Source organism: Mesorhizobium shonense (genome assembly GCF_040545255.1).
Classification (GTDB): domain Bacteria; phylum Pseudomonadota; class Alphaproteobacteria; order Rhizobiales; family Rhizobiaceae; genus Mesorhizobium; species Mesorhizobium shonense.
In genome coordinates this window covers 34,139-57,700 of record NZ_JBEPLM010000020.1, presented here as the reverse complement: position 1 = coordinate 57,700, position 23,562 = coordinate 34,139, and the positions used below count along the sequence as shown (strand labels likewise).

The 23,562-nt window shown below is 61.0% G+C and carries 25 protein-coding genes and 2 pseudogenes; 14 read left to right on the top strand and 13 right to left on the bottom strand.

Going from position 1 to position 23,562, the window contains the following annotated elements; translation table 11 throughout:
- The first annotated feature begins 259 nt into the window (after nucleotides 1-259).
- Entirely contained in the window at nucleotides 260-1,273 is a 1,014-nt protein-coding gene (locus tag ABID26_RS32275) for a hypothetical protein (protein ID WP_354417638.1), read from the top strand.
- Nucleotides 1,274-2,236: 963 nt separating this feature from the next.
- The gene (locus tag ABID26_RS32265; protein WP_292372758.1) at nucleotides 2,237-2,527 is read left to right on the top strand and encodes a DUF982 domain-containing protein; all 291 of its coding nucleotides are present in this window, start codon (nucleotides 2,237-2,239) and stop codon (nucleotides 2,525-2,527) included.
- Between the two features lie 42 nt (nucleotides 2,528-2,569).
- On the opposite strand, the gene ABID26_RS32260 is transcribed toward ABID26_RS32265, so the two are convergent.
- Nucleotides 2,570-2,788: a hypothetical protein gene (locus ABID26_RS32260; RefSeq protein WP_354417634.1), complete on the bottom strand. Its 219-nt coding sequence runs from the start codon at nucleotides 2,786-2,788 to the stop codon at nucleotides 2,570-2,572.
- 128 nt (nucleotides 2,789-2,916) lie between these two features.
- On the opposite strand from ABID26_RS32260, the gene ABID26_RS32255 reads away from it, so the two are divergent.
- Complete coding sequence (locus tag ABID26_RS32255) at nucleotides 2,917-3,564, top strand: LysE family translocator (protein ID WP_292372754.1); 648 nt, start codon at nucleotides 2,917-2,919, stop codon at nucleotides 3,562-3,564.
- Between the two features lie 98 nt (nucleotides 3,565-3,662).
- Here the strand turns inward: ABID26_RS32255 and ABID26_RS32250 are convergent.
- The 6 genes and pseudogenes from ABID26_RS32250 to ABID26_RS32225 form a co-directional block, all read right to left on the bottom strand.
- Nucleotides 3,663-3,940, bottom strand: a pseudogene (locus ABID26_RS32250) (zinc-binding dehydrogenase); the annotation flags it as partial.
- A 117-nt stretch (nucleotides 3,941-4,057) separates the two neighbouring features.
- Nucleotides 4,058-4,462, bottom strand: a complete 405-nt coding sequence (locus ABID26_RS32245; protein WP_292372752.1) for a periplasmic heavy metal sensor — start codon at nucleotides 4,460-4,462, stop codon at nucleotides 4,058-4,060.
- Complete coding sequence (locus ABID26_RS32240) at nucleotides 4,459-4,899, bottom strand: hypothetical protein (RefSeq protein ID WP_292372750.1); 441 nt, start codon at nucleotides 4,897-4,899, stop codon at nucleotides 4,459-4,461. Before ABID26_RS32240 ends, ABID26_RS32245 begins: the two co-directional genes overlap by 4 nt.
- Nucleotides 4,896-5,531 carry an RNA polymerase sigma factor gene (locus ABID26_RS32235; RefSeq protein ID WP_292372748.1) on the bottom strand — a complete coding sequence of 212 codons (636 nt, stop codon included), beginning with the start codon at nucleotides 5,529-5,531 and terminating at the stop codon, nucleotides 4,896-4,898. Before ABID26_RS32235 ends, ABID26_RS32240 begins: the two co-directional genes overlap by 4 nt.
- Before the next feature lie 52 nt (nucleotides 5,532-5,583).
- Nucleotides 5,584-5,967 carry a hypothetical protein gene (locus tag ABID26_RS32230; RefSeq protein WP_292372746.1) on the bottom strand — a complete coding sequence of 128 codons (384 nt, stop codon included), beginning with the start codon at nucleotides 5,965-5,967 and terminating at the stop codon, nucleotides 5,584-5,586.
- Nucleotides 5,968-5,996: 29 nt separating this feature from the next.
- Nucleotides 5,997-6,431, bottom strand: a complete 435-nt coding sequence (locus tag ABID26_RS32225; RefSeq protein WP_354417630.1) for an EF-hand domain-containing protein — start codon at nucleotides 6,429-6,431, stop codon at nucleotides 5,997-5,999.
- Nucleotides 6,432-6,649: 218 nt separating this feature from the next.
- Here ABID26_RS32225 and ABID26_RS32220 point away from each other — a divergent pair, with 218 nt between their 5' ends.
- The 5 genes from ABID26_RS32220 (at nucleotide 6,650) to ABID26_RS32200 (ending at nucleotide 8,970) form a co-directional block, all read left to right on the top strand.
- The gene (locus tag ABID26_RS32220; protein WP_292372742.1) at nucleotides 6,650-7,069 is read left to right on the top strand and encodes an EF-hand domain-containing protein; all 420 of its coding nucleotides are present in this window, start codon (nucleotides 6,650-6,652) and stop codon (nucleotides 7,067-7,069) included.
- A gap of 31 nt (nucleotides 7,070-7,100) precedes the next feature.
- Nucleotides 7,101-7,523, top strand: coding sequence for a BA14K family protein (locus tag ABID26_RS32215; protein WP_354417628.1), 423 nt, complete (start codon nucleotides 7,101-7,103; stop codon nucleotides 7,521-7,523).
- 462 nt (nucleotides 7,524-7,985) lie between these two features.
- Nucleotides 7,986-8,225, top strand: coding sequence for a FitA-like ribbon-helix-helix domain-containing protein (locus ABID26_RS32210; RefSeq protein ID WP_292372738.1), 240 nt, complete (start codon nucleotides 7,986-7,988; stop codon nucleotides 8,223-8,225).
- Entirely contained in the window at nucleotides 8,222-8,665 is a 444-nt protein-coding gene (locus ABID26_RS32205; RefSeq protein ID WP_292372736.1) for a type II toxin-antitoxin system VapC family toxin, read from the top strand. The genes ABID26_RS32210 and ABID26_RS32205 overlap by 4 nt, the downstream gene beginning before the upstream one ends.
- A gap of 122 nt (nucleotides 8,666-8,787) precedes the next feature.
- Nucleotides 8,788-8,970, top strand: a complete 183-nt coding sequence (locus tag ABID26_RS32200; protein ID WP_292372734.1) for a hypothetical protein — start codon at nucleotides 8,788-8,790, stop codon at nucleotides 8,968-8,970.
- 597 nt (nucleotides 8,971-9,567) lie between these two features.
- On the opposite strand, the gene ABID26_RS32195 is transcribed toward ABID26_RS32200, so the two are convergent.
- Complete coding sequence (locus ABID26_RS32195; protein ID WP_292372732.1) at nucleotides 9,568-9,753, bottom strand: DUF3606 domain-containing protein; 186 nt, start codon at nucleotides 9,751-9,753, stop codon at nucleotides 9,568-9,570.
- Between the two features lie 41 nt (nucleotides 9,754-9,794).
- Between ABID26_RS32195 and ABID26_RS32190 the strand changes: the two genes are divergently transcribed.
- Complete coding sequence (locus ABID26_RS32190) at nucleotides 9,795-10,064, top strand: hypothetical protein (protein WP_292372730.1); 270 nt, start codon at nucleotides 9,795-9,797, stop codon at nucleotides 10,062-10,064.
- An 802-nt stretch (nucleotides 10,065-10,866) separates the two neighbouring features.
- Here ABID26_RS32190 and ABID26_RS32185 read toward each other — a convergent pair.
- Complete coding sequence (locus ABID26_RS32185; protein WP_292372728.1) at nucleotides 10,867-11,061, bottom strand: hypothetical protein; 195 nt, start codon at nucleotides 11,059-11,061, stop codon at nucleotides 10,867-10,869.
- A gap of 458 nt (nucleotides 11,062-11,519) precedes the next feature.
- Nucleotides 11,520-12,875 carry an adenylate/guanylate cyclase domain-containing protein gene (locus ABID26_RS32180; protein WP_354417624.1) on the bottom strand — a complete coding sequence of 452 codons (1,356 nt, stop codon included), beginning with the start codon at nucleotides 12,873-12,875 and terminating at the stop codon, nucleotides 11,520-11,522.
- 393 nt (nucleotides 12,876-13,268) lie between these two features.
- Here ABID26_RS32180 and ABID26_RS32175 point away from each other — a divergent pair, with 393 nt between their 5' ends.
- Nucleotides 13,269-15,506: an adenylate/guanylate cyclase domain-containing protein gene (locus ABID26_RS32175; RefSeq protein WP_292372724.1), complete on the top strand. Its 2,238-nt coding sequence runs from the start codon at nucleotides 13,269-13,271 to the stop codon at nucleotides 15,504-15,506.
- Between the two features lie 323 nt (nucleotides 15,507-15,829).
- Here the strand turns inward: ABID26_RS32175 and ABID26_RS32170 are convergent, their stop codons facing one another.
- Entirely contained in the window at nucleotides 15,830-16,744 is a 915-nt protein-coding gene (locus ABID26_RS32170; RefSeq protein ID WP_292372714.1) for an ankyrin repeat domain-containing protein, read from the bottom strand.
- 317 nt (nucleotides 16,745-17,061) lie between these two features.
- Between ABID26_RS32170 and ABID26_RS32165 the strand changes: the two genes are divergently transcribed.
- The 3 genes and pseudogenes from ABID26_RS32165 to ABID26_RS32155 all read left to right on the top strand — a co-directional run bounded on the left by ABID26_RS32165 (nucleotide 17,062) and on the right by ABID26_RS32155 (nucleotide 20,843).
- Entirely contained in the window at nucleotides 17,062-18,228 is a 1,167-nt protein-coding gene (locus ABID26_RS32165; protein WP_292372711.1) for a sulfite oxidase, read from the top strand.
- Between the two features lie 290 nt (nucleotides 18,229-18,518).
- Nucleotides 18,519-20,447: pseudogene (locus ABID26_RS32160) on the top strand (adenylate/guanylate cyclase domain-containing protein).
- 225 nt (nucleotides 20,448-20,672) lie between these two features.
- The gene (locus ABID26_RS32155) at nucleotides 20,673-20,843 is read left to right on the top strand and encodes a hypothetical protein (protein ID WP_292374557.1); all 171 of its coding nucleotides are present in this window, start codon (nucleotides 20,673-20,675) and stop codon (nucleotides 20,841-20,843) included.
- A 309-nt stretch (nucleotides 20,844-21,152) separates the two neighbouring features.
- On the opposite strand, the gene ABID26_RS32150 is transcribed toward ABID26_RS32155, so the two are convergent.
- Together ABID26_RS32150 and ABID26_RS32145 are read right to left on the bottom strand one after the other, a co-directional pair.
- Nucleotides 21,153-21,812 carry an aminotransferase-like domain-containing protein gene (locus ABID26_RS32150; protein WP_354417677.1) on the bottom strand — a complete coding sequence of 220 codons (660 nt, stop codon included), beginning with the start codon at nucleotides 21,810-21,812 and terminating at the stop codon, nucleotides 21,153-21,155.
- Nucleotides 21,710-22,252, bottom strand: a complete 543-nt coding sequence (locus tag ABID26_RS32145; RefSeq protein ID WP_292374559.1) for a GntR family transcriptional regulator — start codon at nucleotides 22,250-22,252, stop codon at nucleotides 21,710-21,712. The genes ABID26_RS32150 and ABID26_RS32145 overlap by 103 nt, the downstream gene beginning before the upstream one ends.
- Before the next feature lie 82 nt (nucleotides 22,253-22,334).
- Between ABID26_RS32145 and ABID26_RS32140 the strand changes: the two genes are divergently transcribed.
- Complete coding sequence (locus tag ABID26_RS32140; protein ID WP_292374561.1) at nucleotides 22,335-23,501, top strand: MFS transporter; 1,167 nt, start codon at nucleotides 22,335-22,337, stop codon at nucleotides 23,499-23,501.
- Nucleotides 23,502-23,562: the final 61 nt, after the last annotated feature.

Here is a 23,562-nt window from a genome sequence, read left to right as displayed (position 1 = left end):
CCCAATAGGACTTGGTTCTTAACGAGGAACGGCCCTACCTCCCGCGGGTTCCTCAAATCGAAAAGCGCAAGGAAGAAGATTGGTTGGTTGGCTTAACTGCGCGGGCTTCGCCCTTCGCGAATAGGAAACCGCCAAGTCTCAGATCGAAAGGAGGTACCCAACGGTGGTTGTTTCGAACATAGCCCTCAACTGCGGCTCACCCACCTTGGCGATATCCTGGCGCAGGTGGTCCATCGTCTCCTGCAGCCGAATTTGCATCTTGTCCGTACTGGTGACGAGGGTCTCTGTCGCGTTCACTCCCCATGAGGGCGCTCCTTCGACAACTCGCCGTCAATCCGGTCGAGCTGTTCGAGCCACAGCGCAGTCTCGAGCTTCCACGGCAAGCACGTCGGACTTGACGCGCGCCCTCGCCCCGCATGCTTTCGGACGAAGACTGGATCGACAAGCCGCTGCAAGGATGTTCGACCTCCAGCGGCGTTCGGTGGAGGAGCAGAAGTCGATCCTTCAGCGCCGGGAAGCCGAGCTGAAGCAGGAAATCGCCGCGACGGAGCGCGAGAACGAAGGCCTGTCCGAGCAGATCCGGATCATGGAGGAGGAGGTGGCCGGCAAGGAGCGTCTCGTGGAAAACGGCCTCCTGCGCAAGCCCGAGCTTCTGGCCCTTGAAAGGGGGCGGGCCCAGCTTCGTGCAAAGGTGGCCTCCAACGAGGCGATGATCGCACGCTCGGGCCAGCAGATCGAGGAGACCGAGATTTCAGTCCTGTCATCGGAGACCGACTTCAACAGCAAAGCCAGCCAGGAGATGGAGCGCGTGTGCGGCGAGCTGGCGCAAGTTGAGGAAGACGTCGCCGCCACGGAGGACACGTTCCGGCGCACGGAGATATCGGGCAATGTCGTCGGGCTTGGCCTTTCTGGACCGCCAGCCCATGCGAAGCGCTTCCATTGCAACGTCGAGGCCGACGGCATTGCGGAAGCGGAAGCAGTCCACGATCGACTTGGCCGGATCAAAGATCCGGACAGGCACCGAATCGATGGTGTAAGTCTTGACGCCGATGGTGAGCGCCTTTTCGCCGAAGCGAGCAACCCGGATCGGCGGATAGTCGATCGTCGGCTTGCGGTCCTTGGAGCCGATTGCGATCCAGACGTTGCGCGGAAGCTGCAGCGTGATCTCATGAAACTGGAGCGCCGATACAAGGCAGATCACGCCTTTCGGAACTCGGGTCGCGATCTCGGCCAGCGAATGAGAAATGTCGACGTCGGCATCGCGCGTTCGTAGAGCCCACGTGAGGGCGATGGGGGATGCCCTCGTCTACCAGACGCGCAAGTGTAGCCGGATTGATCCCGCGGCGTTTCAGATCCGACAAACGCATGATCCCGTGGCGCTCAATCAGACTGACGGCAAGATCGCGCTGAGAGGTTTCAAGGGATTCGGGCATGTATCAAACTGTCGGCAATTACAGGTAAGTTCCGACATTCTATTATACCGGAGAGGGAAGTCGGCAAGCAGCCTTTCCACCGTTCCGTAAGCCTCCATCGGCTCCGGCGGATCACTGAGCCGGTACTGCAACGCATCGAACCACGATGACGACATCACTCTGACCGCGGAAAGTAACGCATTTGGCAAGACGCGGCCATCATCCCTGCATCTATGCTGAGGTACTGCAACGGCTCATGGTTCCCAGGAATCAGGATGACGCGACTCGATATACGACGGGATCGGCTATAGGCGATGGAAATGAATGCTCCAATGACGCGCACCTTAACCCGCCAGGAGTACGTGCCGCGTCGGGGCTCCCGTTTTCCGACACGCCAGGTACGGGGCGGTCGAGCACGATAGAGCAGGCATCAAGCAATCCTTCGCGCTGGTGCATGTCCAGCCCTTCGCAATGCGCCGCCATGCCGATCCCGTCATTGCCGCCAATGCCGCCGGCCCGACAATTCCATTTGTTCTTGGCGGTGTTGAAGCAGACGTGTCGGTGCCGCCACAATGCGGGCATGGGCTGCGGGTGCTCGTGGCGCCGGCCGGTGAATTTTAATCCAAGCCGTTTGGCTGTCTCCTCGACCGAGACGAAGCGCGCATCTGCGACAAAAGGTCATGTCCGGCCTCATGAGCCGCTCCAATAAAAGCCCGGCTTGAAGCCGCAAATCGCACATCCAATATCTTTGATCGCAAACGCCCTTCAAGACGTTGGGGATGCTTGCTTATGAGCAGTGCGGCCGGAGTGGAGCGGAGGAGCGCATGGGAGACATTTTCGAACCACCGATCATGGTCGACGATGCACCTTTCGGCACAAGGGTGATCCGGTGCGCGATGGATGCCATCGAGTTCTTGGAAGAGTGGCCATTCGAAAGGCGAGGCAAGTTGCATGCGTGCGCATGCGAAGCATGCTGCGCCGCTTATGACGGACGCTGTGGGCCTGATGCCGCTCGGAAAGCGTTCGTCGCGTGGGCGCGCGTTGCCGGCATCGGCCACTGCGGATCGGTTTTGATCGACGGAGTGGAAAAGGGGGGAGTCGTCAATTTGCTGTGACGGATATCGCGGCCTCAAAACAGCGTCTTTCCTCGCACTCGATCATTGAAAGTCCTGGCCGATCCCGTCGCCGCCGCGCGAGAAGACGTCCTCACTTTCAGCCAGGGCGCGCACTTGCCGAGTCGACAGCCCCAGTGGCGCGCTCACATGGGCGACGGTCCGGCCGATTTCGAACAGAAGCCGCACGCCTTCGGCCTGCATCGGCAGCGGCAGCTTGAACAGCCCCGCAGCGTCGATGCTCGCGGGCGTGCCGAAGATCACTTCTACAGGCCTCTTCCCTCAGTGGCGCTGCCAGTGATCCACATGCGAGTCGCAATGACAGTGGCAAAGAAATTGCCAAAGATTTCAAGCTATGGCCAACAGAAGCCAGCACTCTAGATCAGCTGGAAATGATGGAGGCTGTTATAAATCTTCAGTTGTGGATAGCTTTTGTAGGCACGGTGAGTTTGCTACAGATTCCGCCAGGGCCGGACAATATGCTGGTTACTGCGCGCGGCATCGGACAGGGCCGGGCGATAGCACTTTTTACCGTACTTGGGATGACGGCCGGCGCCGGAATTGTCCAACTGCCGCTCATCGCATTCGGCGTTTCCTCCCTTGTCGTTGCCTCTCCTCTCGCATTCAAGGCTTTGCAGTGGGGTGGTGCCGTTTATCTTATCTGGCTTGGCATTCGAATGTTCTATTCGAAGTCCATGGCCCACGACGTTAGGGCCGATAAGATTCTGCCTCTGGCTGCCGCGAGAGAGGGAATGATAGCGAATCTCCTGAATCCGTGGTCAATGACGTTCATGATAGCGTTTCTGCCTCAGTTCGTGGATCCCGCACAAGGCCACGTCAATTTGCAGATGTTGATGCTTGGAACTACGCAGAAGCTTACAGGGCTGGTCATCTTAGCAGTTTATGCGCTCGCGGCAGGATCGGTCGGGGCATGGATAGCTCAGAGACCAAAGGTGCAACTGTGGCAGCAGCGCATAGCTGGCTGCTTTATTGTACTGCTCGGGCTGCGCCTCATCCTTGTCGGACGGGTAACTCGGTGACGATATGCGCCAGGCCGTGGAGGTCGCTTTCAACTGGCTGCCGGATAAGGGCACAACTACCGCAATAAATGACAATTAAACCCCCGGAACACCGACAGTTACGGGATGAGCAGAAGCTTGCCTGTCGTGGCCGGCTTTCCATATCTACATGCGCTTGTGCTGTCTTGGTAAGCGGATAGATACCGCCGATCCGGACCTCCAGGTCCCCTTTCGTGATCCATTCGAACAATTGTCCGGCGCGGGCGCGAAGTAGTGCCGGTATGTTGATATGATGGGAAAAGACGGCATACCCGATCTTGATGCTCTTCGGCAGGCTCATAATGTCGAGCGGGCCAGGCGCCCCCAGAACTGGATCGCACCAGTCGCAGCCAGACCCAGGTGAAGCCGATCGGAGCGGTGCGCAGCACCGGCGAGCCGAGCGGTTGGCAGGCAGGCTCAGACGAGCCATGCCGCCGGCAAGGCCGGCAATCGTCGCCAGTGGGGCAAGGCCTGATCACCCTCCCCCCGCCGGCTTCGCATGAACATTTTTCATCGCGATCAGCAGATAGCCTTGCACGGTCGCCTGCAAATTGGTGGTTGCGACGCGCACCGCGGCCATCGCTTTGGTCACCGCAGCTTCGTCGAAGGGCTCGGCCTTTTCGGCCGCCGCGAGATCGGCGCGCGCGGCGCGCAGTTCCCGCAGGGCTTCGAAGGTGCGGGCGCGATTGACGCGCATGACCGTGCGGAATTCCCTGCGCACCTGAGGCGAATAGGCGCCGGCGATCTCCGCTATCAGCCCGCGCGCCGCGACGGCCTGGCGCAGGCCATGCGCCGCGTAGCCGATGAAGAAGAAGTTAAGGGCGAGCGAAAGCGCCAGCACCACGAGCACGGCCGCCCACATCCACGAGCGTCTGGTCATAGCGCGCCCTCCTCGCCCGGATCGGTCGCGATGGCCGGCCCGCCATCATCGGGAACCCTTGCGCCCGAGGCGAGCGCCAGAAGCTCGGAATCCTGGGCCTCGTCCTGCAGGCGAGCCACTTGGTAGCCGGCGACTGACGCTGCGACGAGGACGACGACCGCGCAAGCCGCGAAACCGGCCGGGGCGACCAGGAAGCGCGGCAGCAGAGGCGGACGCGCCGCTGCGGCATCGATGCGCGCCATCACCTTGCGCGCCAGAGCCTGATCGTCGCCGTCGACGAACGCGGCTTCCCGCACGAGCCTGTCCAGCGCGCCATCAGGATCGGCATCGCCGCCAAGCGCCATGAACTCGAGCGCCTCCCGCCGGAACGGCAGGGGCCAGGCGTCGATGTCATCGCCGAAGCGGCGCCGGTTTTTCTCGAATTCGTCGCGTGTCATGACGGCTTCCTTTCGCGGCCCGCGGCCGCATCTGCCAAATGATCCCTGAGTGCGCGGCGCCCGCGCACCAGCAGTTGCTCCGCCGAACCGACGCTGGTCCCCATCACCTCGGCTATTGCCCCGACGTCAAGGTCGCCGACGGCCCGCAACAGCAGCGCCATGCGCTGACGCGCCGGCAGGTGGGAGAGGCCGTCTCGCACGATCGCCAGTTCCTGCCGGGCCGCAGTCGCCGCCTCCGCGTCCGCTTCCGGTGACGCCGGTTCCTCGCCGATATCGTCCAGGCCAAAGAAATTGCGCAGTGCGCGCCGCCGACGCTGGTCGATGCAGCGGTTGGCGGTGATCCTGTAGAGCCAGGTCGAGGCGCGCCCCCTTTTGGGGTCGAAGCGTGCGGCCTGCTTCCAGACGGTCACGAACACCTCCTGCACCACGTCCTCGGCATCGGCGGCATGGCCGAGATAGCGCGCGGCAAAGGTCCGCAGCCCACGGCCGTGGCGGGCCATGAGCGCGGCCAAGGCTGGCTGGCTGCCCGCGGCGACGCGGGCCAGAAGCTCGTCGTCGCAGCGCGAACCTTCATGCGGCACGGCAATGGCCACCCGTCGACGAGGCCGCTGCGGCGATCGCGAAATGCGCATCGATCCGGCTCGGCAGAAGGGCAAAGTCCGATGTCAAGTCCACCACCAGATGTCAGCGCCGCCAGCGGCGAAAGCCGTAGACCGTGTTGCCGTTCGGGCCGGTGAAGCTGCCGACCGAGCGGCCGCCAAACGGACCGGCTGCCGAGTAGCGCTGACCCGAGAAGGTCTTTCCGTTCGGCCCGGCGCCAGAGTAGCTTCTGGAGCAGCGGTCAACAACGCCGGCCACGCAAGTGGAATTGGACGTGTAGGTGCCGCCGTTCGGGCCGGTGCGCGTGGTCGAGCCCGTATAGACGTTGCCGTCGTGGCTCACGCTGCGGCTGATCTCGCCGCCATGCACGGTGTTGCGTGTCCATTCCTCGGCCGAGGCCGGCGAAGCGGCCGACCAGACGGCCATTGCGCCGAGGCAAAGCAGCGAGAATTTGGCTTTGGAGAGCATGTCTTCTTCCTTAATGGCTGGGACGTCGGTCAGTGGGCGTGCGCGGCGACGATCTTGCGCACGGCGGCGATTTCGTCAGCCGAGAGCTTGCCGTCGCCATTGCGGTCGGCGAGATCGAAGAGCGGCGTGCTCGCCTTGAACTCGTCTTCGGTGACCTTGCCGTCGCCATTCCCGTCCATGCGTCGCCAGCGATTGCCGACGCGCGCCTCCGCCGCCGCGGCACGGTCCTCTATGGCCTGGCGGGCGGTCTCGACCTCCTTTTCGTCGATGACGCCGTCGCCGTTGCGATCGAGCCTTTTGAACATGCGCTCGCGGGCTGCCATGATCTCGTCCTTCGAGATCGCGCCGTCGCTGTTGGTGTCGAGACGTTGCAGGATCCGCCGCCCTGGCGCGTCCTGCGCCTGAGCCGCTGAGAGCGGCACGAGCCCGAGAAGCATGGCCGCGAAAATTACCAAGCGTTTCATGAGGGTTCCTTTCGATTGAGGTCGCAGGGGGCGACTGTCGGCCAATACGCATCCCATCCCCTGCCCCTACGCACGGCGGTCGAGTTTTTTCGACGGCCGCTTCCGCAACCCTGTCGTGAAAAAAATTGGCACGCGGCGCGTAGGAGCCGCAGGGCTCCTACGTAGGAGGCGCTGCAAGGACGGTCCGCGGCGGGCCGTCGATTTCAGCGGAGACCCAGATGAACAAGATTGCAATCGCCCTTGCCGGGCTGTTGCTTTGCGACTCAAGCGCCTTCGCGGCCGATGGAAACGCCAGGGAGCTGTTCCAGCGCATCGATACCAATGGCGACCGCGAGCTCGAATTCAGCGAAATTCAGGCCATGCGGGCGCAGATGTTCGACCGCATGGACGTGAACCACAATGGCGTGCTCGATCCGGGCGAGGTCCAGGCGGCGGTGGAACAGGTCAAGTCGAAACGCGACATCCAGGCGCGGTTTGCCGGCCTGCAGACCGAGGCGAGCCGCATGGACCGCAACGGCGACGGCAAGATCTCACGCGACGAATTCACCGCGGCCATTCCCGACCGGCTGCTGCAGGCCGACACCGACGGCGACGGCGCATTGTCCATCGCCGAAATGCGGGCGCTGCGGCGCCAGTGATCGGCGCCACATCAGATCAAAGGAGAAACCAATGAAGAGCACGATCGCCGTTCTCTGCGGCCTCACACTCGGCACCTGCGCGCTGGCCTCGCCGGCCGAAGCCGTGCCGCTTGCCTCACCGGCAGCCCCGGCCTTTGTCGCCGGCCAGGCGACGCCCGTCTGGTACCGGCGCGGCTTCTACGTCGTCGGCGGCGCGTACTATTACAACGGCTTCCGAGGCTATGGGCGCTTCCGGCCGGGCTATCGCTACTACAATGGGTACTGGTTCCCGGCCGCCGCCTTCGCGGCCGGCGTGGCGGCCGCCACGGTCGCGCCACCCCCGCCCCCCGCGGCGCGCCTGGCGGCCGCCCATGTGCGCTGGTGCTATGACCACTACCTTTCCTACCGCGCGTGGGACAACAGCTATCAGCCCTATGGCGGCCCACGCCGACAGTGCTGGTCGCCCTATAGCTGAGGCGCCCAAAGATCGTACTGGAGGCAACGATGCAGAACCGCTCGATGCCGCCAGCGCAATCATATCCGAGCTTCCATGTATCAGAGGGCAAGCCGCCGGCCAGCGAGGCCTTCGGCTTCGAACCAGTGCGCCACCATTCGTCGTTCGTCCGCGAGACAAGCTTGGAAATTAGCCGAGCTGATGGATGGTCACACCGGGCATGACCGCCTTGGCGATCTCGCACAAGTGCTGGTGATGCGTGAGACTCAGCCCTGCGCAGGATGACGGGTCGGGATTGAGAGGGCCAGCGTCAGCGGTCGCCAGCTCTACGAGGAGGTTTTTCTCGCTTCCCGCTCCTCCATTTTCTCTCCTCATATCCGGAACAGACTGCGAGTTTGGCGAGCTGCGCCGAATTCGGCGCAAATCTTGATCGGGAGGACATCGGTTGCTATCTTTGTGCTCAATGAGATCATGGAGGGCCCCGTGGCCGGGAATCTGCACGTCCGTAATCTGGACGACGATCTAATCGCCAAGCTCAAGACGCGGGCCGCCCGACATGGGCGCTCGGCTGAAGCCGAACATCGCGAGATTCTGAGACAGGCTTTGGAAACGGAGGTCGAACCCTCGTTCGATGAGCTGGCGGCCCAGTTGCGGCGGCTAACTGCGCGGCGCAAGCAGACGCCCGCCGAGGTCCTGCTGCGCGAAGGACGTGACGAGCGGTGACGGAAACGCTCGTCATCGATGCCAGCATCGCCGTCAAATGGGTGGTGGAGGAAGATGGCACGCCTCTCGCGCTTGGCTTGCGGCAAGGTCATCGTTTCGCAGCGCCGGAGCTTCTGACGGTCGAGTGCGCCAACATTTTCTGGAAAAAGATTCAGCGCGGCGAGCTCAGTCGCGAGGAGGCGAAGCTCGCCGCGAATTTGCTTGAGCGTAGCGATATCGAATTGTTCGGCATGCGCGGACTGCTCGCCAAGGCGACCGAACTGGCTACGGATATTGGCCATCCAGCCTACGATTGCATGTATATCTGTCTGGCGATGAGCCGGAACTGGCGCTTCGTGACCGCCGATGAGCGGCTGACCAGGGTGCTCAATCAGAAGGCTTCTCGAGAAATAGCCAATCTATGCGTGACCCTGGAGCAGCTTTCATCCGGCTCGCATTGAGGCCAAGGAAAAGCGCTACGGTCGAGCCGCTTCGAATCAGAAATCACCGTGGTGGGACAAGGCGTTCACTTTTTTTGACGCTATTTTGCGCCGTAATTATTACGTTGCACGGAGGTGCTGCGATGGGTCTGGCACAATATGCCGATGACGGTTTGTTCGCGCCCAAGAAGATTGCGGAGGCTTTCGGCACCGCGAGCGAGGAGATCGCGCGTACCGCTGATCTGGGGAAAGACGCCGATGTGTTAGGGCGCGCGCGGATAAGCAATATCCAACCTGAGCGTGACCTTCCTAGTTCCACCGGGTAGATCAATGATTGCGGGTTCAGATTTGAAAACCCGAGCGGACTTTGCTTTTACCGTGTTTCCCTCGTTGCTTTCCCAGGTTAGACTTATTTCTCCATCGACGTGGTCTGCAACGAATACCGGTTCACCAGCCTAGCGATGCTCCTCTTCTAATTATGTATAGCCAGTATACAAACCCGTCCGTGGATCCGGTCTTAGGCATGGCGTGCACGACTTCAAGAATTGCGTCAGGGCTCGGCTTGCGCTGTACGATGTCGAGTTTTGGGGCAGCAGAAGTTACGACCACGCCGACAACAGCGACTGGCCATGAGATGTGGGATAAGGGACCGCGGATGGCTAGCTGAGAGAAGCGATCGGGCAGCGAAATTTCTGGTCAGTCTTCGAACCTGACTTCTGCTGCCACTGACCGCACCTTCGCCCAATATCGGACCACCGTGGTCTTTGCCGGAGGGTTACATTTGATCTATGACGGTCTGCAAAGGATCACGCTAGAGTTTATAGCTGGCGCAGCGTTGCGTTGGCGCCATGAGTGCCGGTTGGAAGGCAATCGTTAGGAAGCCCTCCAAGAGCCGCCATCCAACCGGCGCACAAAAAAGCAGGTCATCCTCGAAGCTGCTGGGCCTCACGTTCCAGCGTTTTCCTGTCGTTGCCGTGCTTCTTGATGAGTTCGCGAACCATTCGAACCGTCAGGCCAACCCTGTCGGCGAAGTGGCGCACTTCATCGTCCTCTTCCGCTGATACTCGGTCTCGGTCACTGCCACCACGCTTGCTTTCATCATCTGCCATGGCTGTTCCTCCTGGCAGAGACAAACCCGATCACCAAGAAAATGTTCCGGCGGCACAGGAACACCTCGTATCCGACCAAGTTTGGGAGCACGGCGGCGCTGTTCCCCTTTCATGCGCCGGCAGCGGAGCAGTTGCAGGTACGATTTATGCGGGAAACAGATTCCGAAGTTATAGACGCCTTGGCGAAGGAGCTGTTCTACAAAGCCAATTCCACCGGTGCGTGGGGCACCGCGGATGAAGCTGTACGTGTCTATTTCCGCAAGGAGGCAGCCCGGAAGCTCCAGCAGAAGGCCACCCGCGAAAACTCATAATACTTGTGTGCGCATCCCGGCCGGGTAGGCTCTTTGTTCAGGTCGGCTTGTCCACCAGGGGTGACTTCCTCGTCGGAGGCTTGTAGGCTGTCAGCAGCCGAGCGTATCCATGTTCACGGTCACGGGCGCGCCGAGATTCACCGTGACCAAATCCCATCGATTATGAGTGACGTCGCCGACGAGTTCGATCGGCTGGCCTCTCTTCACCTTTGACGTTCGACCGCCGATCGAGTGCGGGAAGCCTTAGGACGAGATCAAGACACTGACGCGGTCCTCTGTGACGCGACTGCGAACGGTTGCCGTGATGGCTACCTCATCGCCGACCTTGATGCCCCTTGCCATGGCATGACTCTGGAGCAGCCGGCTTCTTCGTCAAGCGACGGCTAATGGAACAAAGGGAATGGGCAGCGGTTGGGTACATGCGACTGTACTTTTTCTCACCGTTTGGGGTGCGGCCGCACGGTAGCCAACAGAAGCCCGCCGCTCTTGCCTCCCTTGGGCGACGGGCTTTTGTGAAAACACCCGGCCTGGAACTGGAACCTCTTGTCCCTTCAACTCTCCAGACAGGCCGGGCACTCAGCTGAGCTCGGCTTTAATGGGAAAGAAGGCAAAGCAGACAATTAAAAGCCCGCCGGCCAGGGAGCGAATGACTGAGGCTGACTATTACGCCCGCAGATACGGCCTCACCAGAGACGAAGCTCTCTGGATTATGAGAAAGGCCTGCGCACCGAAGGCTAACGGGTCGCAAGGATTACCAAAAGACAGTTAGAACTCAGCGCGCTGTTGCAGACAGCCAGCCGTTCTAGGGGGTTTCCAGCTTGGGTCGGATCGACCCGATGGCGTCCACGATGGCCTCGGCGGCTTGTCGGTCTAAGGCGATGTCTAATAGACCTTCCGTCGTCTGGATCGAAAGGATGCCTATTTGCCCATCTTCGTCTCTGATCGTGCCGACGTGGATTTCGGTCGGCACAAAAGGTTGTGCCTTCTTCGTACGCATTATCGTTCACCTACATTAACCCCTAGGGCGTGCAACAATCGCGCAACCGGGCGGCACGTTCAAGCGGTCTAAGTTGTGCGTCGGAACCGAGGAAAGACGGGATCGCTGTGGGAATCTAGGTCCCGGGCACCGTGCACGTTCGTGACCGGGATAAAGACGCCCAGCATCCACGGGAAGTGCAGCTGCGCCTGACGGCCTCTGCGCCGATTCGCCGTCAATCGCTGCCCGACATCGCATCCGAGTTCACCGAGGTAGGTCAGCGCGAGCATGTCGCCCTTTGCCACTGCTTGCTGCAGATCGACCGGAGCTTTAGCGGAGCCCCTTCGCAGGCGGTTGCATGTCCGCTATTGGCAATGCGCTAGGATCGTATTGATGACCGAGATTGGGCGCGTTGCCGACGGGCAGCATGGGGTCGAAAGCGGGCTGCCTGCTCGCTGCCGTTACGAACCAGCCGGGAATCACCACGAAGTCGCCCCAGCTTGTTCCAACATCGCGAGGAATAAGCGGTGTTTGTCAGGCACACCTTTGAGCACGTGCTCTCCATGATCTGCGAAACGTAGGCCTGCGCCTGCCACCAAGTCCCTCACGGTCTGAGAGGTCAAAACCATTCCCGCCTCCGCTGAACTCATGATTCTTGCTCCCGTGTGGATAGCGAGGCCTGTTACGTTGGTCCCAACAATCGCGCATTCCCCGACGTGGACACCCGCTCGAACGTCGATCTCAAGCTGCTTCACAGCGGCGGCAATGGTGAGGGCGCATCGTACCGCCCGCGCGGGTCCGTCGAACAGTGCCAAGAAGCCATCACCGGCAACCGTGAACTCCTCGCCGCGGTAGCGTGCGATTTCCTTGCGCACGATGTTGTAATAAGAGGTCAGCGTATTGCTCCATGCCTGATCCCCGTCCCTCGCTAGATGGTCGGTTGACGACACGACGTCGAGGAACAGTATGGCGGCCAGTTTTCGGTCGGGCGCAACCTCCGGCGTCACACCGGTCAGAAACGACTGAATGTCAGCCAAGATTGTATCCATGTCCTTGGCGACAAAGGTGTGTGTGTCCCCGGGATACTCCTTCATCTCTGCGTGAGGTATGCGCCGCGCCATGTCGCGCGCGGCTTCAACAGATGCAACCGGATCCTGAGTCCGGTTCATAACCAACGTTGGGACTGATATCGCGGGAAGGATGTTCCGAATATCGATGTCCCGATTCATCGCTTCATAGGCTTCATGTGCGGACGGGCTTGCAGCGGCCCTCATATAACGAGCGAAGGCATCGACCACCGTTTGATCGACAGTACGCCCGAGCCCGACTCCTGCTCCACGGATGTACTCGTCTGAGGGGCCGTTCTCAGCCATATGCTTGATGAGCTGATCGTACGCCTCGGACGACATGCCCCATGGATGGTCATCCGAAGTGCACCAACGAGCTTGCGTGCCCCAGACGATCAGCGAACTCACGCGGTCCGGGTTCAAGGCAGCGAACAAACTTGTCATCGAGCCCCCCTCGGAAACACCGAAAAGGCTGGCGCGCTCCACCTTCTCTGCATCCATCACCGCCCGGATGTCGTCGGCCCGTTCCTCAAGTGTCGCCATTCGGATTGGGCGATCAGATAGCCCCGTTCCACGCTTGTCGAACTTGATGACTCGGCAGAACGCCCCTAGCTTCTCGAAAAACAGAGCGCGAAGTGGCATCTCCCATTCCAGATCGAGGTGGGATGCCGTTCCCGGTGCCCAGATAAGGTCAACTGGACCACTCCCCCAGACCTGATATGCGATGGCCACATCTCCACTTCGCGCGTACTTCGTTCGGGGTGTCATCTCTTTGCCTTATCGTGGAAAGGGGACACTTACTCACGCTGAGTCGCGGCCCCGGCGATCTGCAAATGTTGGCCCGCTCCTTTGGTCTTCGCGGAGGGCGTTCGACTTGCTGTAGTGTGGCATAAGTTACCTTAGGTTCCCACTACATCGCGAGTGTCCCTCCAGCATGGTCGACGGCAATGTCTGCTTTCAGGCGGCCTGAGTTGACCCAATCGAGCCGTTGTCGCAGGCAAGCTCGACTGTCTCGAATGTGGCAAATACGGCATTGGTGACACCTCGCCGTATGAGCCGTCGATGAAACACGCGGAAAGAGGGGATTTGCTACCTAGTGCTGGTGGGGTCGGTTTCCTTTCAAAGCAACCGATAGTATGATCCGCTGGGGTCAGGCCAACAATGGACCGCAAGCTTTCCGCGATTCTAGCCGCAGATGTAGTGGGCTATTCGTCTCTGATGGAGCGCGACGAGGCCGGTACGTTCGAGCGCCTTCGTGCCGGACGCAAAGAGCTGTTCGAACCCGAAATTGCTCGCCACCACGGCCATATCTTCAAGCTGATGGGCGATGGGATGCTGGCCGAATTCGGCAGTGTCGTCGATGCCGTCGAATGTGCAGTGTCGCTGCAGCGCGGCCTGTCCGAGCGCAACGCCTCGCTTCCCGAGGCGGAACATATCCAGGTGCGGATCGGTATCAACCTCGGCGAGGTGATCGTTGACGGCGACGACCGGTATGGCGATGGGGTCAACATCGCGGCCAGACTTCAGCAGTTAGCGGAACCGGGCGGCATCTGCGTCTCGGGAAAAGTGGCCAAGGAGGTCGAGAGGAAGCTAGCGTTCACATTTGAGTCAATGGGCGAACAGAGGGTTAAGAACATCACCGAACCAGTTCGGGCGTATCGCGTACTGCTTGATCCAGCGGCAGCGGCCAAGACCCTTCATGCTCGCCGCCAGCCGCGCGCCTGGCGTTTTCCAGTCGCGGCGGGTGTTCTCGTCCTGGCTCTCGGCCTTGCAGTAGCATGGTGGCAGCCGTGGGAGAGGCCTGCACAGCTTGCCGTTCCGACCGTCAGCGAGGCAGCCGACACCCGGCCCTCGCTCGTCGTCCTGCCTTTCGACAATCTCAGCGACGACAAGGAACAAGAATATCTCGCCAACGGCTTCACCGAGGATCTGACGACCGCACTGGCGCGTGTGCCGGGTCTTTTCGTCTTCTCCCCCAACGCGGCCTCCGCTTACAAGGACAAGGACCCGAAGCCGGCGGAGATTGCGGCGGCATTGGGCGTCCGCTACCTGCTGAAAGGCTCGATTCGCCGCGTCGGCGACGACATGCGCATCAATGCGCAGCTGATCGATGGCTCGACTTCCAGACATCTCTGGGCGGAGCGTTTCGACGGCCGGTGGGCGGACGTATTCGCGCTGCAGGACAGGGTTGTCAGCAGCATCGCGGGTGCGCTCCAGCTCCGCCTGGTGAGCGGCGCGCCGGCTACCCGGGCCGGAGGCACCGGTAATCCCGAGGCCTATGAGGCCTATCTCAAGGGGATGGACATCTACAACCGTATCAACACGCCCGAGGAGTTTGCGCAGGCTGTGAAGTATTTCCAGCAAGCCGTGCAACTCGACCCCGATTTCGGCGCGGCGTACGCCCAGCTCGCCTGGGCCTATTGGGACGCGGATGTCGCTCGGGTCGTAGTAATGGGGCTTACGACCGACTTGGCCCAGGGCAAGATCTATGAAACCCTGGAAGCGGCGGCCAGGGATCCTTCGCCGGGCTACTATCAGCTCGTCGCCGAGTTGATGGTCCGCGAGCACGACTCGGACGACGCAGTTACCGTTCTTCTGAAGTCGGTGGCGCTCGATCCCAGCGATACTTGGAATTATCTCTCGCTGGCCAATGCTCTGAATTTCAACGGCAGGTCGACGGAAGTGCAGAGCTATCTCGATGCGGCTGCGCGCGTCGACCCAAACTCGTGGATGGACTACAGGCGCTACCAAGCCGGACTGGCCGAGTTCGGCCAGGAGAAGTTTGAGGACGCGGTTCGCTCTATCGAGAAGATGGACCTTATATCGGCCGATCCACGCGCGAAATTTTATGCCCTGCAGGTCCTTATTTCGGCTTATGGGCATCTTGGGCGCACAGACCAGGCCGCGGCGGCTTTGGAAACCCTTAGGAAGGTTGTTGCGCGGAGATGGGAATGGGAGCCGAGCCAGTTGATGACCCAGGATTCCATGGTGTTCAAGAATACGGCCGATATCGAACGCCTTTTGGCCGGGCTGACCAAGGCAGGTGTGCCAGAGCTGTCGGCATTGGCAAAGGCAGGCATGAATCCGAAGGACCGGCTCACAGGGGCGGAAATAAAATCTCTCATGTTCGGGCACGAAACGCGCGGAAAATTGGTAATGCCCACGTTCCTGCCGATGCAGCGCACAACCTCGATCCGCGGCGCCGTCAGCGAGACCGTTGGCCAGAGGAGCCGCGTAGGAACCTCGTGGGTGCAAGGCGATTTCTTGTGCAACGCCTTTCCCAGAGAACTGACAAGCTGTGGCGCGATTTTTCGCAATTCATTCAGAACGCCTGGGCGTCAGGACGAATACAAGAGCGTATACCGTTGGGAACAGTTCGAATTTTCGGTCGTCGAGTGAGTTCCCAAAGTGCCGCAAAGGCTGAAAGTCGGCTTGCGCATATGCATGCGACCTTGTTCGCCATAACCGCAAACGACCGGTTTTGGCGCAAAAGCTGCATGGGTCCAGTGCATTGGCGATGTCCGCTTTTGGTGAATCGACGGGACCGTAGGAATGACTGCCAAGCGGCGCAAAGCGGTCTGCTTGCGGTATCCGGGAATCGATAGCGGACGCTCAATTTGCGATGCTCTATGTCTCGGGCTAACCGGTGGGAACATGGAATTCGAAGAGAATACGTCGGCTCGCCCATAACGGCCAGGGGCGAACGCCGGGCGCAATGCAGCTCAGGGCAGTGGAAACGGCGAGTCGGCGAGCGTTCGCAGATAGGCGATCACGTTCAGCCGGTCAGTTTCATCGGGTTCGCCTCGAACGTCCATGTTCACGCCCGGCGTCGTGAGAGTAGGACCGGCGAGAAAAATGTTGAGGTCCTCGTACGTCCAGGAACCCTCCCAGGCCAAGAGGGTTTGGGAGTAGCCGTCGAACTTCGTCGACGCCTTGTCGCGTCCGACGACGTTCCACAAGTTCGGCCCCCTAGTGGGTACATCCTGTGCACGCGCGACATGACAGAAGGAGCAGTTGGAGGCAAAGAACGCCGCGCCCTTTGCCGGGTCACTGTTTGCCAGCTTCGCGGAAATCGGCTCGGGCTTCAGAATGACGACCCCATGAGCCTCCAGGTAGGCGGCGATGTCGGCATGGTCCTCGTGCTTGGCAAGGTGGTAGGGCGTAATAATGCCCGGTAGACGGGCGGGGTCGCCCTGGATCCAGATGGCGTTCACGTCTGCGCCGGCTTCAACGAGCACCTTGACGCAATCGAGACAGCCGTTCGCGACCGCGAAGTGCAACATGGGCTCGCCGCCTCTCGCTTTGGCATTGGGGTCAGCACCATGTGACAACAACAGTTGCATGAGGTCGGCGTAACGCTTCAGGACAGCAACGGTGATCGGCAGACCGAGCGCCGACTCCCTGCTCACACCCGCGCCGCGCTTGATCAGCAGTTCCGCCGCCTCGGGATGGTGGCTGCGAACTGCCAGGAAGAGAGGAGTGGCTCCCTTGTCCTGCTCCTCGATGGCCGCCCCTGCATCGAGGGCCGCTGCGACGGCGGCAAGGTCCCCGTTCTTGGCCGCCTCGTGAAGCGGACTGCCTTGGGCGGTCGTGAGAGCAGCCAAATAGATGAGCACGCTTCCAATCAGTTCACGCATCTGGCTCTCCCTGGGCCGACACGGTGATTGAGAGGCGTATACCCAATCAACTCCCTCGACTACTCCGGAGCGTCGGCGCGTCGCGCTCGCCATGAACGCAGATCGGGCGTATACTTAACGATTGCTGGCTGGGACCTGACGGAGCCGGCAACGGAGAGCGGGAGACTCCGCCTTAAGATCTGGCGCAATTCTAACTCGCGTTATTCCGCGCGCTCTCAAGACTGCCGCCTCGGCCGGCCTCTCGTTTATGCTATTCCGGCCGCCATTACTTTTATCACTGGAGGAGAAAACAGCTTTTCACTGGAGGAGAAATTATCATGTATTACCTTCCACGACGCGAATTCATCGCTCAAGGCAGCGCGGCCCTAGCGGCGCTGGCGATCTTCCACTCACGGTTTGCCCAAGCCTTTCCAAGCCGAGCGGGTGAGACCGTGATCCCGTGGCTTGATCAGCCGCAGCCCAATCCCGTTCCGGCGGTCATCCAGAGCCAGCTTGTCTGGGAAGATTTGGATTCCTGGGTGACGCCTAATGAGAAGTTCTTCAGCATCGCGCATTTTGATCGGCCAACCATTGATGCGAATGCCTGGAAGCTGGAAATCGATGGGTTGGTGAAGAAGCCTCTGAGCCTGTCGCTTGCCGACCTCAAGGCGCGGGCGCGCCAGGAGGTGGTTTTCACCGTGGAATGTTCGGGCAATCATGGTTTTCCATTTTTTACCGGCGGCATTGGCAATGCCCGCTGGGCAGGCACGCCGCTCGCCGCCATTCTTGAAGAGGCAGGCGTGAAAGAAGACGGCATCGAAGTTGTTTTCTGGGGCACTGATGTCGGGGACATCGCTCTCAAGGACAATAATCGCGACGTCAAGATGCATCAGAATTTCGCCCGCAGCATGTCGCTCGCCGATGCGACGAACCCCAACAACATCCTCTGCTACGAGATGAATGGTGCCGCTCTGCCAGCACCCAACGGTTTCCCGGTGCGGCTCATCGCGCCCGGTTGGTACGGTATCGCTAACGTCAAGTGGCTCAAGCGCATTGAGATACGCAACAGGCGCTTCATGAGTCTGCTGATGGCACGAGACTACGTCACCATCCGTGAGGAAGAGCACAATGGCGAGACGGTGTGGGCCGAGACCTCGGTAGGCCGCGCATTGCTGAAGTCCGCGCCTGCCAGGGTGACGCGCGGCGATGCCGGGTACCGCATCACCGGTGCGGCCTGGGGTGCGCCAATCGCAAAGGTCGAAGTGAAGATCGATGATGGCCCGTGGACCGAGGCGACGATCGACCATGCGGAAGAAGCTGAATTCGCGTGGAAGGTCTGGTATCTTGACTGGAAAGACCCATCAAAGGGCGAGCACACGGTCACCTCGCGCGCCACTGATACGTCAGGCAAGGTCCAGCCCGCGATGGACGATCCGGTTATCGCCAAGAAACACACCTACTGGGAAAGCAATGGCCAAGTCACGCGCCGCGTCAGCATTGCTTGAGAAGGTTGCCGGTGGCGGCCCTACCAAACTGACGAGGATCGAGGTGACCTCACTCCAAATATGGGTCACCCCGTCATTGCTGTCGAGCAAGCCTATGTCGCGGGCGCATTCATTGATTCGGACAGTCCGCTGTAGGTGCAATGCCGCTAGGAAGCTTTGGACCGCTTTGCACCAGAAGCGACCTTTCCGACCACCGGGTCTAATCGATGGCCTCCTGACTTTGGTGGGCCCCTCGTCAGGGCGCTGCGCTGGGTGTACCATTTTAGCCATGTTGGGTCCGGGGCCGGATGATGATCGTCCCTCCGTTGAACCGGAAGCTGCTGGCGATCCTGGCGGCCGATATGGTCGGCTACTCAAGGGCGATGGAGGCCGATGAGGCCGGCACCATTGAGCGGTTGAAATCCGTTCGTGCCGAGCTGTTCGACCCGGCCATCTCCCAGCACCATGGCCGCCTCATCAAGCTGATGGGCGATGGCGCGCTTGTCGCCTTCGACAGCGTGGTCGACGCAGTCGCCTGCGCAGCGGAAATCCAAAGTGCGGCGGCCGCGCGCAATGAAGGTCTCCCCGAGCCTGAGCGCATCGTGTTCCGCATCGGGGTCAATCTGGGCGACGTTGCGCTGGTTGACGGCGATGTCTATGGCGATGGCGTTAATGTCGCCGCGCGATTGCAGCAACTCGCTGATGCTGGCGGCGTGATCGTGTCGGGCACAGCCTTTGACCATCTGCAAGGCAAGCTTGATTGGTCCCTCGATTTCGCTGGCGAGCAACAAGTAAAGAATATCAACCGCCCGGTTCGGATGTACCGGCTGAGGCTCGACGGCAAGCGGCCGCGCTGGACCTTGCGTAAGGCGATGCCGAGCTGGGTTGGGACGGCGGCGGCCATCGTACTATTTGCCCTGCTGGGCGGCGGCGGGACATGGTGGTTCTTTCATTCAGCTGCTCTGGGTGCCAAGCCGTCGGTCGCAGTGCTGCCCTTCAACAACTTTGGCGGCGACGACGCCACAGGGCGTCTGGCCGATGGCCTCACCGAGGACATCATCACCGATCTCGCGCAGTTTCCCGAATTCGACGTCGTGGCACGCAATTCGACGCAAGCGTATAAAGGCAAGTCGCTGGATGTCCGCCAGGTCGCGAGTGCGCTCGACGTCGGCTATGTGCTGGAAGGCTCGATCCAGCGCCAAGGAGGCCGGCTGCGGATCACCGCGCAGTTGATCGATGCAAAAACCGGCAACCATCTGTGGTCGGAGCGATGGGACCGGCCTGCTGAAGACGTGTTCGCCATTCAACCCGAGATCGCCGAGCAGGTCACCAACCGTCTCGGCAACGGCGTGGGGCTGATCCAGGGAGCGGGGCGGGCTGCAGCGAAGCGCAAACGGCCGGACAACTTGACTGTCTATGATTACTATCTGCTCGGAACCGAAAGGATTGAAAAGATTACCGTAGCGGATGAGCAGGAGGCCATCAGGCTGCTCAACCTCGCTGTCGAGCTGGATCCGGAGTTCGCACGCGCCTGGGTGGAACTTTATCATGCTCATAACATATTGGCTGGCTTCGGTATCAATCCCGAGAGCGAGGTCAAGGCGGTTGCCGATGTAGCCGAACGCGCGGTGCGGCTCGATCCGAGCGACGCCGAGGCGCACGCGGTTTTTGGCATGAGCCTCAAAGACAAGGGCGACAACGCCCGCGCCAAGGTCGAGCTGGACACGGCCCTCCGCCTCGCTCCGGGGTCGGCCGAAATCCTGACATTCTATTCCGGCTTTGCGTCAGGCTTCGACGAACCCGATCGCGGCGCTCAGCTGGTCGACCAAGTTATACGGCTCGACCCGAATTACCCGATGTGGGCCACTGGTTTCTACTCCACTGCCTATTTTATGGCTGGCCGCTATGAGGAGGCCTTGAAGATGCTGGAGCGCAAGACGACCGATAACTACAGCAAATGGGAGTGGATGATGCGTAGCAGCTCCTTTGCGGCTCTGGATCGACTCGATGAGGCGAATGCTTCGGTCAGGGAAACCCTCAAACGGTATCCGGACCTGACCGTCGAGGGCATGATCAATTAATACAGCTTGAGCAAGACGGAGCGCGGTCGTTTCATCGAGACAATGCCGCTCGCCGGCTTTCCGCTTTGCGCCAAGCCCGAGGCGCTGGCAGAGCTCGCCAAACCTGTGCGGCTGCCGGAATGCGAGGCGGAGGAGGCGAAGCCTCTCGGGCAGCCCTAGGACCGAAAAGGGGCCGATAGCGGATGGACCGGTTCACAGCTGCTGGAGCACCACTCCAGCCTTTCGTTCAGCATTTTGGCGAGTGACCGATTCCGACCCATTGCGGATACCAGCCAGAAGCCGAATTCGAACCTCGCTTTACACAAATGAAATTGCGGCGAGTCCGCGCCGGAGCTTTCGGCTCATTGCGGACGTTAGCGGCGCGCTTCACAGGATTGCCACCTCATGAGCGAGCAATCGCTGACGGAGAATGTCTTCCCGGCCGGTGTCGACAGTGATCCGGATCCGACTAATGCATGTCGCCCAGAAGTGTACGCGGTTCTGGGACAACGACATGCATCAAAACAAGGCCTTAAAGCGCGTCGCCTGAATCCGTTTCAGCGCGACGCGCTTTAAGGGCCGACTTCATGCCGCTGCGCTGCCCGAACGGCCTTGGCCAAGAGCCTCACGCCGGAGGCAATAGCGCCATCAGTGATGCGGCCATAACCAACGAACAAACGACGCGGTCCTTCCGCGGTCAGTGAGTATCTGCCGAGCCCCTCGGTCGCCAATCCCCGTTCCCGCAGGCCAGAGACGATTTGGGCTTCGTCGGCGCGGGTAAGTTCGGAGGGCAATCGTAATGTCACGTGAAGACCTGCTGCCGTGCCTTCGATTTCAAGCTCCGGGAGCTCTGCCGCGAGGCAATCCAGAAGGTGCTTCCGACGGTCACGGTAGATTCGCCGGCATTTTCCGCAAATGCCGGTCGTACGCGCCCGTTTGGAGGAGATGGGCCAAGGCATCCTGTTCGATTCGGGGAGATCCCTCTTTCCACCGGCGCAGCTCGGCATCCATGGGCCGCACCAGTTCCGGCGGCACCACGAGCCAGCCAATCCGGAGTGCCGGAGCGAGCGTCTTGCTTGCAGTCCCGGCATATATGACGCGATCCGCGGCAAGACCCTGTAGCGCTCCGACCGATGCTTGGTCGTACCGAAACTCAGCATCATAGTCGTCCTCCAGCACATAGCCATCATGTTGCTCGATCCATCTGACGAGGCGCTGCCGGCGGCCTGCGCTGAGCACACCGCCGATCGGAAATTGATGCGACGGCGTGATCAATGCGCCTTCCGCACCCGTTGCGATAAGTTGATCGACATCGATTCCCTGCTCATCGACTGGGATGGGCACTCTCTGGAGCCCCGCTTTGTCGAGGGCGACCCAATCGCTGTAACCTGGATCCTCGACGGCGACCCTGCGAAGCCCGACGGCTCGCATTACAACGCAGGCTAATGCCCGTCCTTCTGCGAAGCCACTGGTGATGAAGATGTGAGATGGATCAGCGACGAGTCCCCGCACCCGGCCAAGATAGTCGGCGAGCGCTGATCGCAGCCTCGGGCTTCCGCGAAGGTCCCCATACCAAGATCGTTGGCTGGGATGGCATTGAGCACGGTCCGTATGGCGCTGGCCCAAGCTTTGCGCGGGAAAAATCCAACGTCCGGCATTGCCGGGCGAAGATCGTAGCGGATCGGCTGTTCACGCCTCTCCTCAAGCAGTTGAGCGACACGCGCCGCCCCAGATGCGACGATCGGCCGAGCACCGCGCCGGACGATCAGGAAACCTTCAGCGGCCAGCTGCGCGTAAGCGTCGACGATAAGCGGCCGAGATATGCCCAGCTGGGCGGCAAGCGCGCGCGTCGATGGGAGCACGACGCCTGGGCGCAGAATGCCAGCGCGGATGTGCGCAAGCAGCCCCCTGCGCACTTGGTGTCCCAGGCTCTCTTTACCGTGCCGGTCGATTTCCAGCGCCAGGTCGGCGATCAAACTGGACAACTATTCTATCACCAAAGTGGTCATGTTTCTTGTACCAGTAGCACACTATACCGCAGCTCGTCATCCGCGAAGGAGAAGCGACATGGCCGCGGCAGTCACCATCCATTCAGGCAAGGACCCTGCAGAGCCGATCTTCACGGCCTCAATGCTCGGGATGGCCGGTGTCATGTTTTCAGCCATGAGCAGCTTCTACCTGCTTCTGTCGGCGATCGCGGCGCATGCGGCGAGCCTCGGTGGGGCTGGTGCTGCGGGGCACGCGACGGGTGCATTGATGGCGGCCACCATCGGCGGTGAAATCGCCGCGCCACGGATCATAGCTGCCTGCGGTCGCAAAGTGTCGCTGGTGTTGGCGCTTGGCCTGCTTGGGACGGCTTGCCTGATGGCATTCCCCTCATCGCTTGCACTGCTCCTCCTCAATTGTCTCGTCCGCGGTGTCGCCCTCGGCGTGTTGCTGGTCGCCGCCTCTGGCATCTCGGCCAAGTTGGCACCTCCCTCGCGTCGGGCAGAGGCAATGAGCCTCTATGGTGTCGCTTCTGCGGTTCCGGCAATCCTTGCGGTGCCGCTCGGCCCGTGGGTCCTCTCTCATCTCGGTCCGTCCGTGACAGCCTTGGGTGGCAGCGGCCTGGCTGTTATCGCACTCGGGGCCACCGCCGTCCTTCCGGTCGATATCAGTCGTGACGATAACCGGGACCACAGGATGCCGCCATGGAGCGTCGTTGCCATCCCGGCGACATCGTTGGCCTGCGGTGCAATCCTCGTCGGCGCTGCCGTCACCATTCTTCCATTGGCGCATCCCGAGGCGAGCAGTGGTGCGATCATGCTTGGACTGCTGTTGCAGGGTGCGGGCGCCGCCTTCACCCGCTGGGCCTCTGCCCGGCAGGTCGATCGCCATGGGCCAAGGGTTCCGACCGGTGCAGGCCTTGCGAGCTGCGCACTTGCCGCGGTCTGCCTGGCTCTCCCCAGCCAAGCCGCGATGCTTGCCGGGATGCTGCTGAGCGGGATGGCCTTCGGCGTGCTGCAGAGCGCAACCGTTGCTGACATTTTGTCGCGGGCCGCTCCCTCGCAGGCGGATGGCGCGGGGGCCTTGTGGAACGTGGCCTATGATGCAGGCTTGGGAGTCGGCGGACTGGCCGTCGCCGCACTTGCCACTTCGGTGGGCTTTAGTTTCGCATTCGTTGCGACCGCCGCCTTGTTCGCGCTCGTCACGCTGTTCGCTCTCAAGCCGGATGGGGGAATCGCCCAATGCTGAAACGCCAGTTCCTCATCGCGGGGGGCTCCATCCTCGCCTCCGCAGCGCTTCCAAGGAAAAG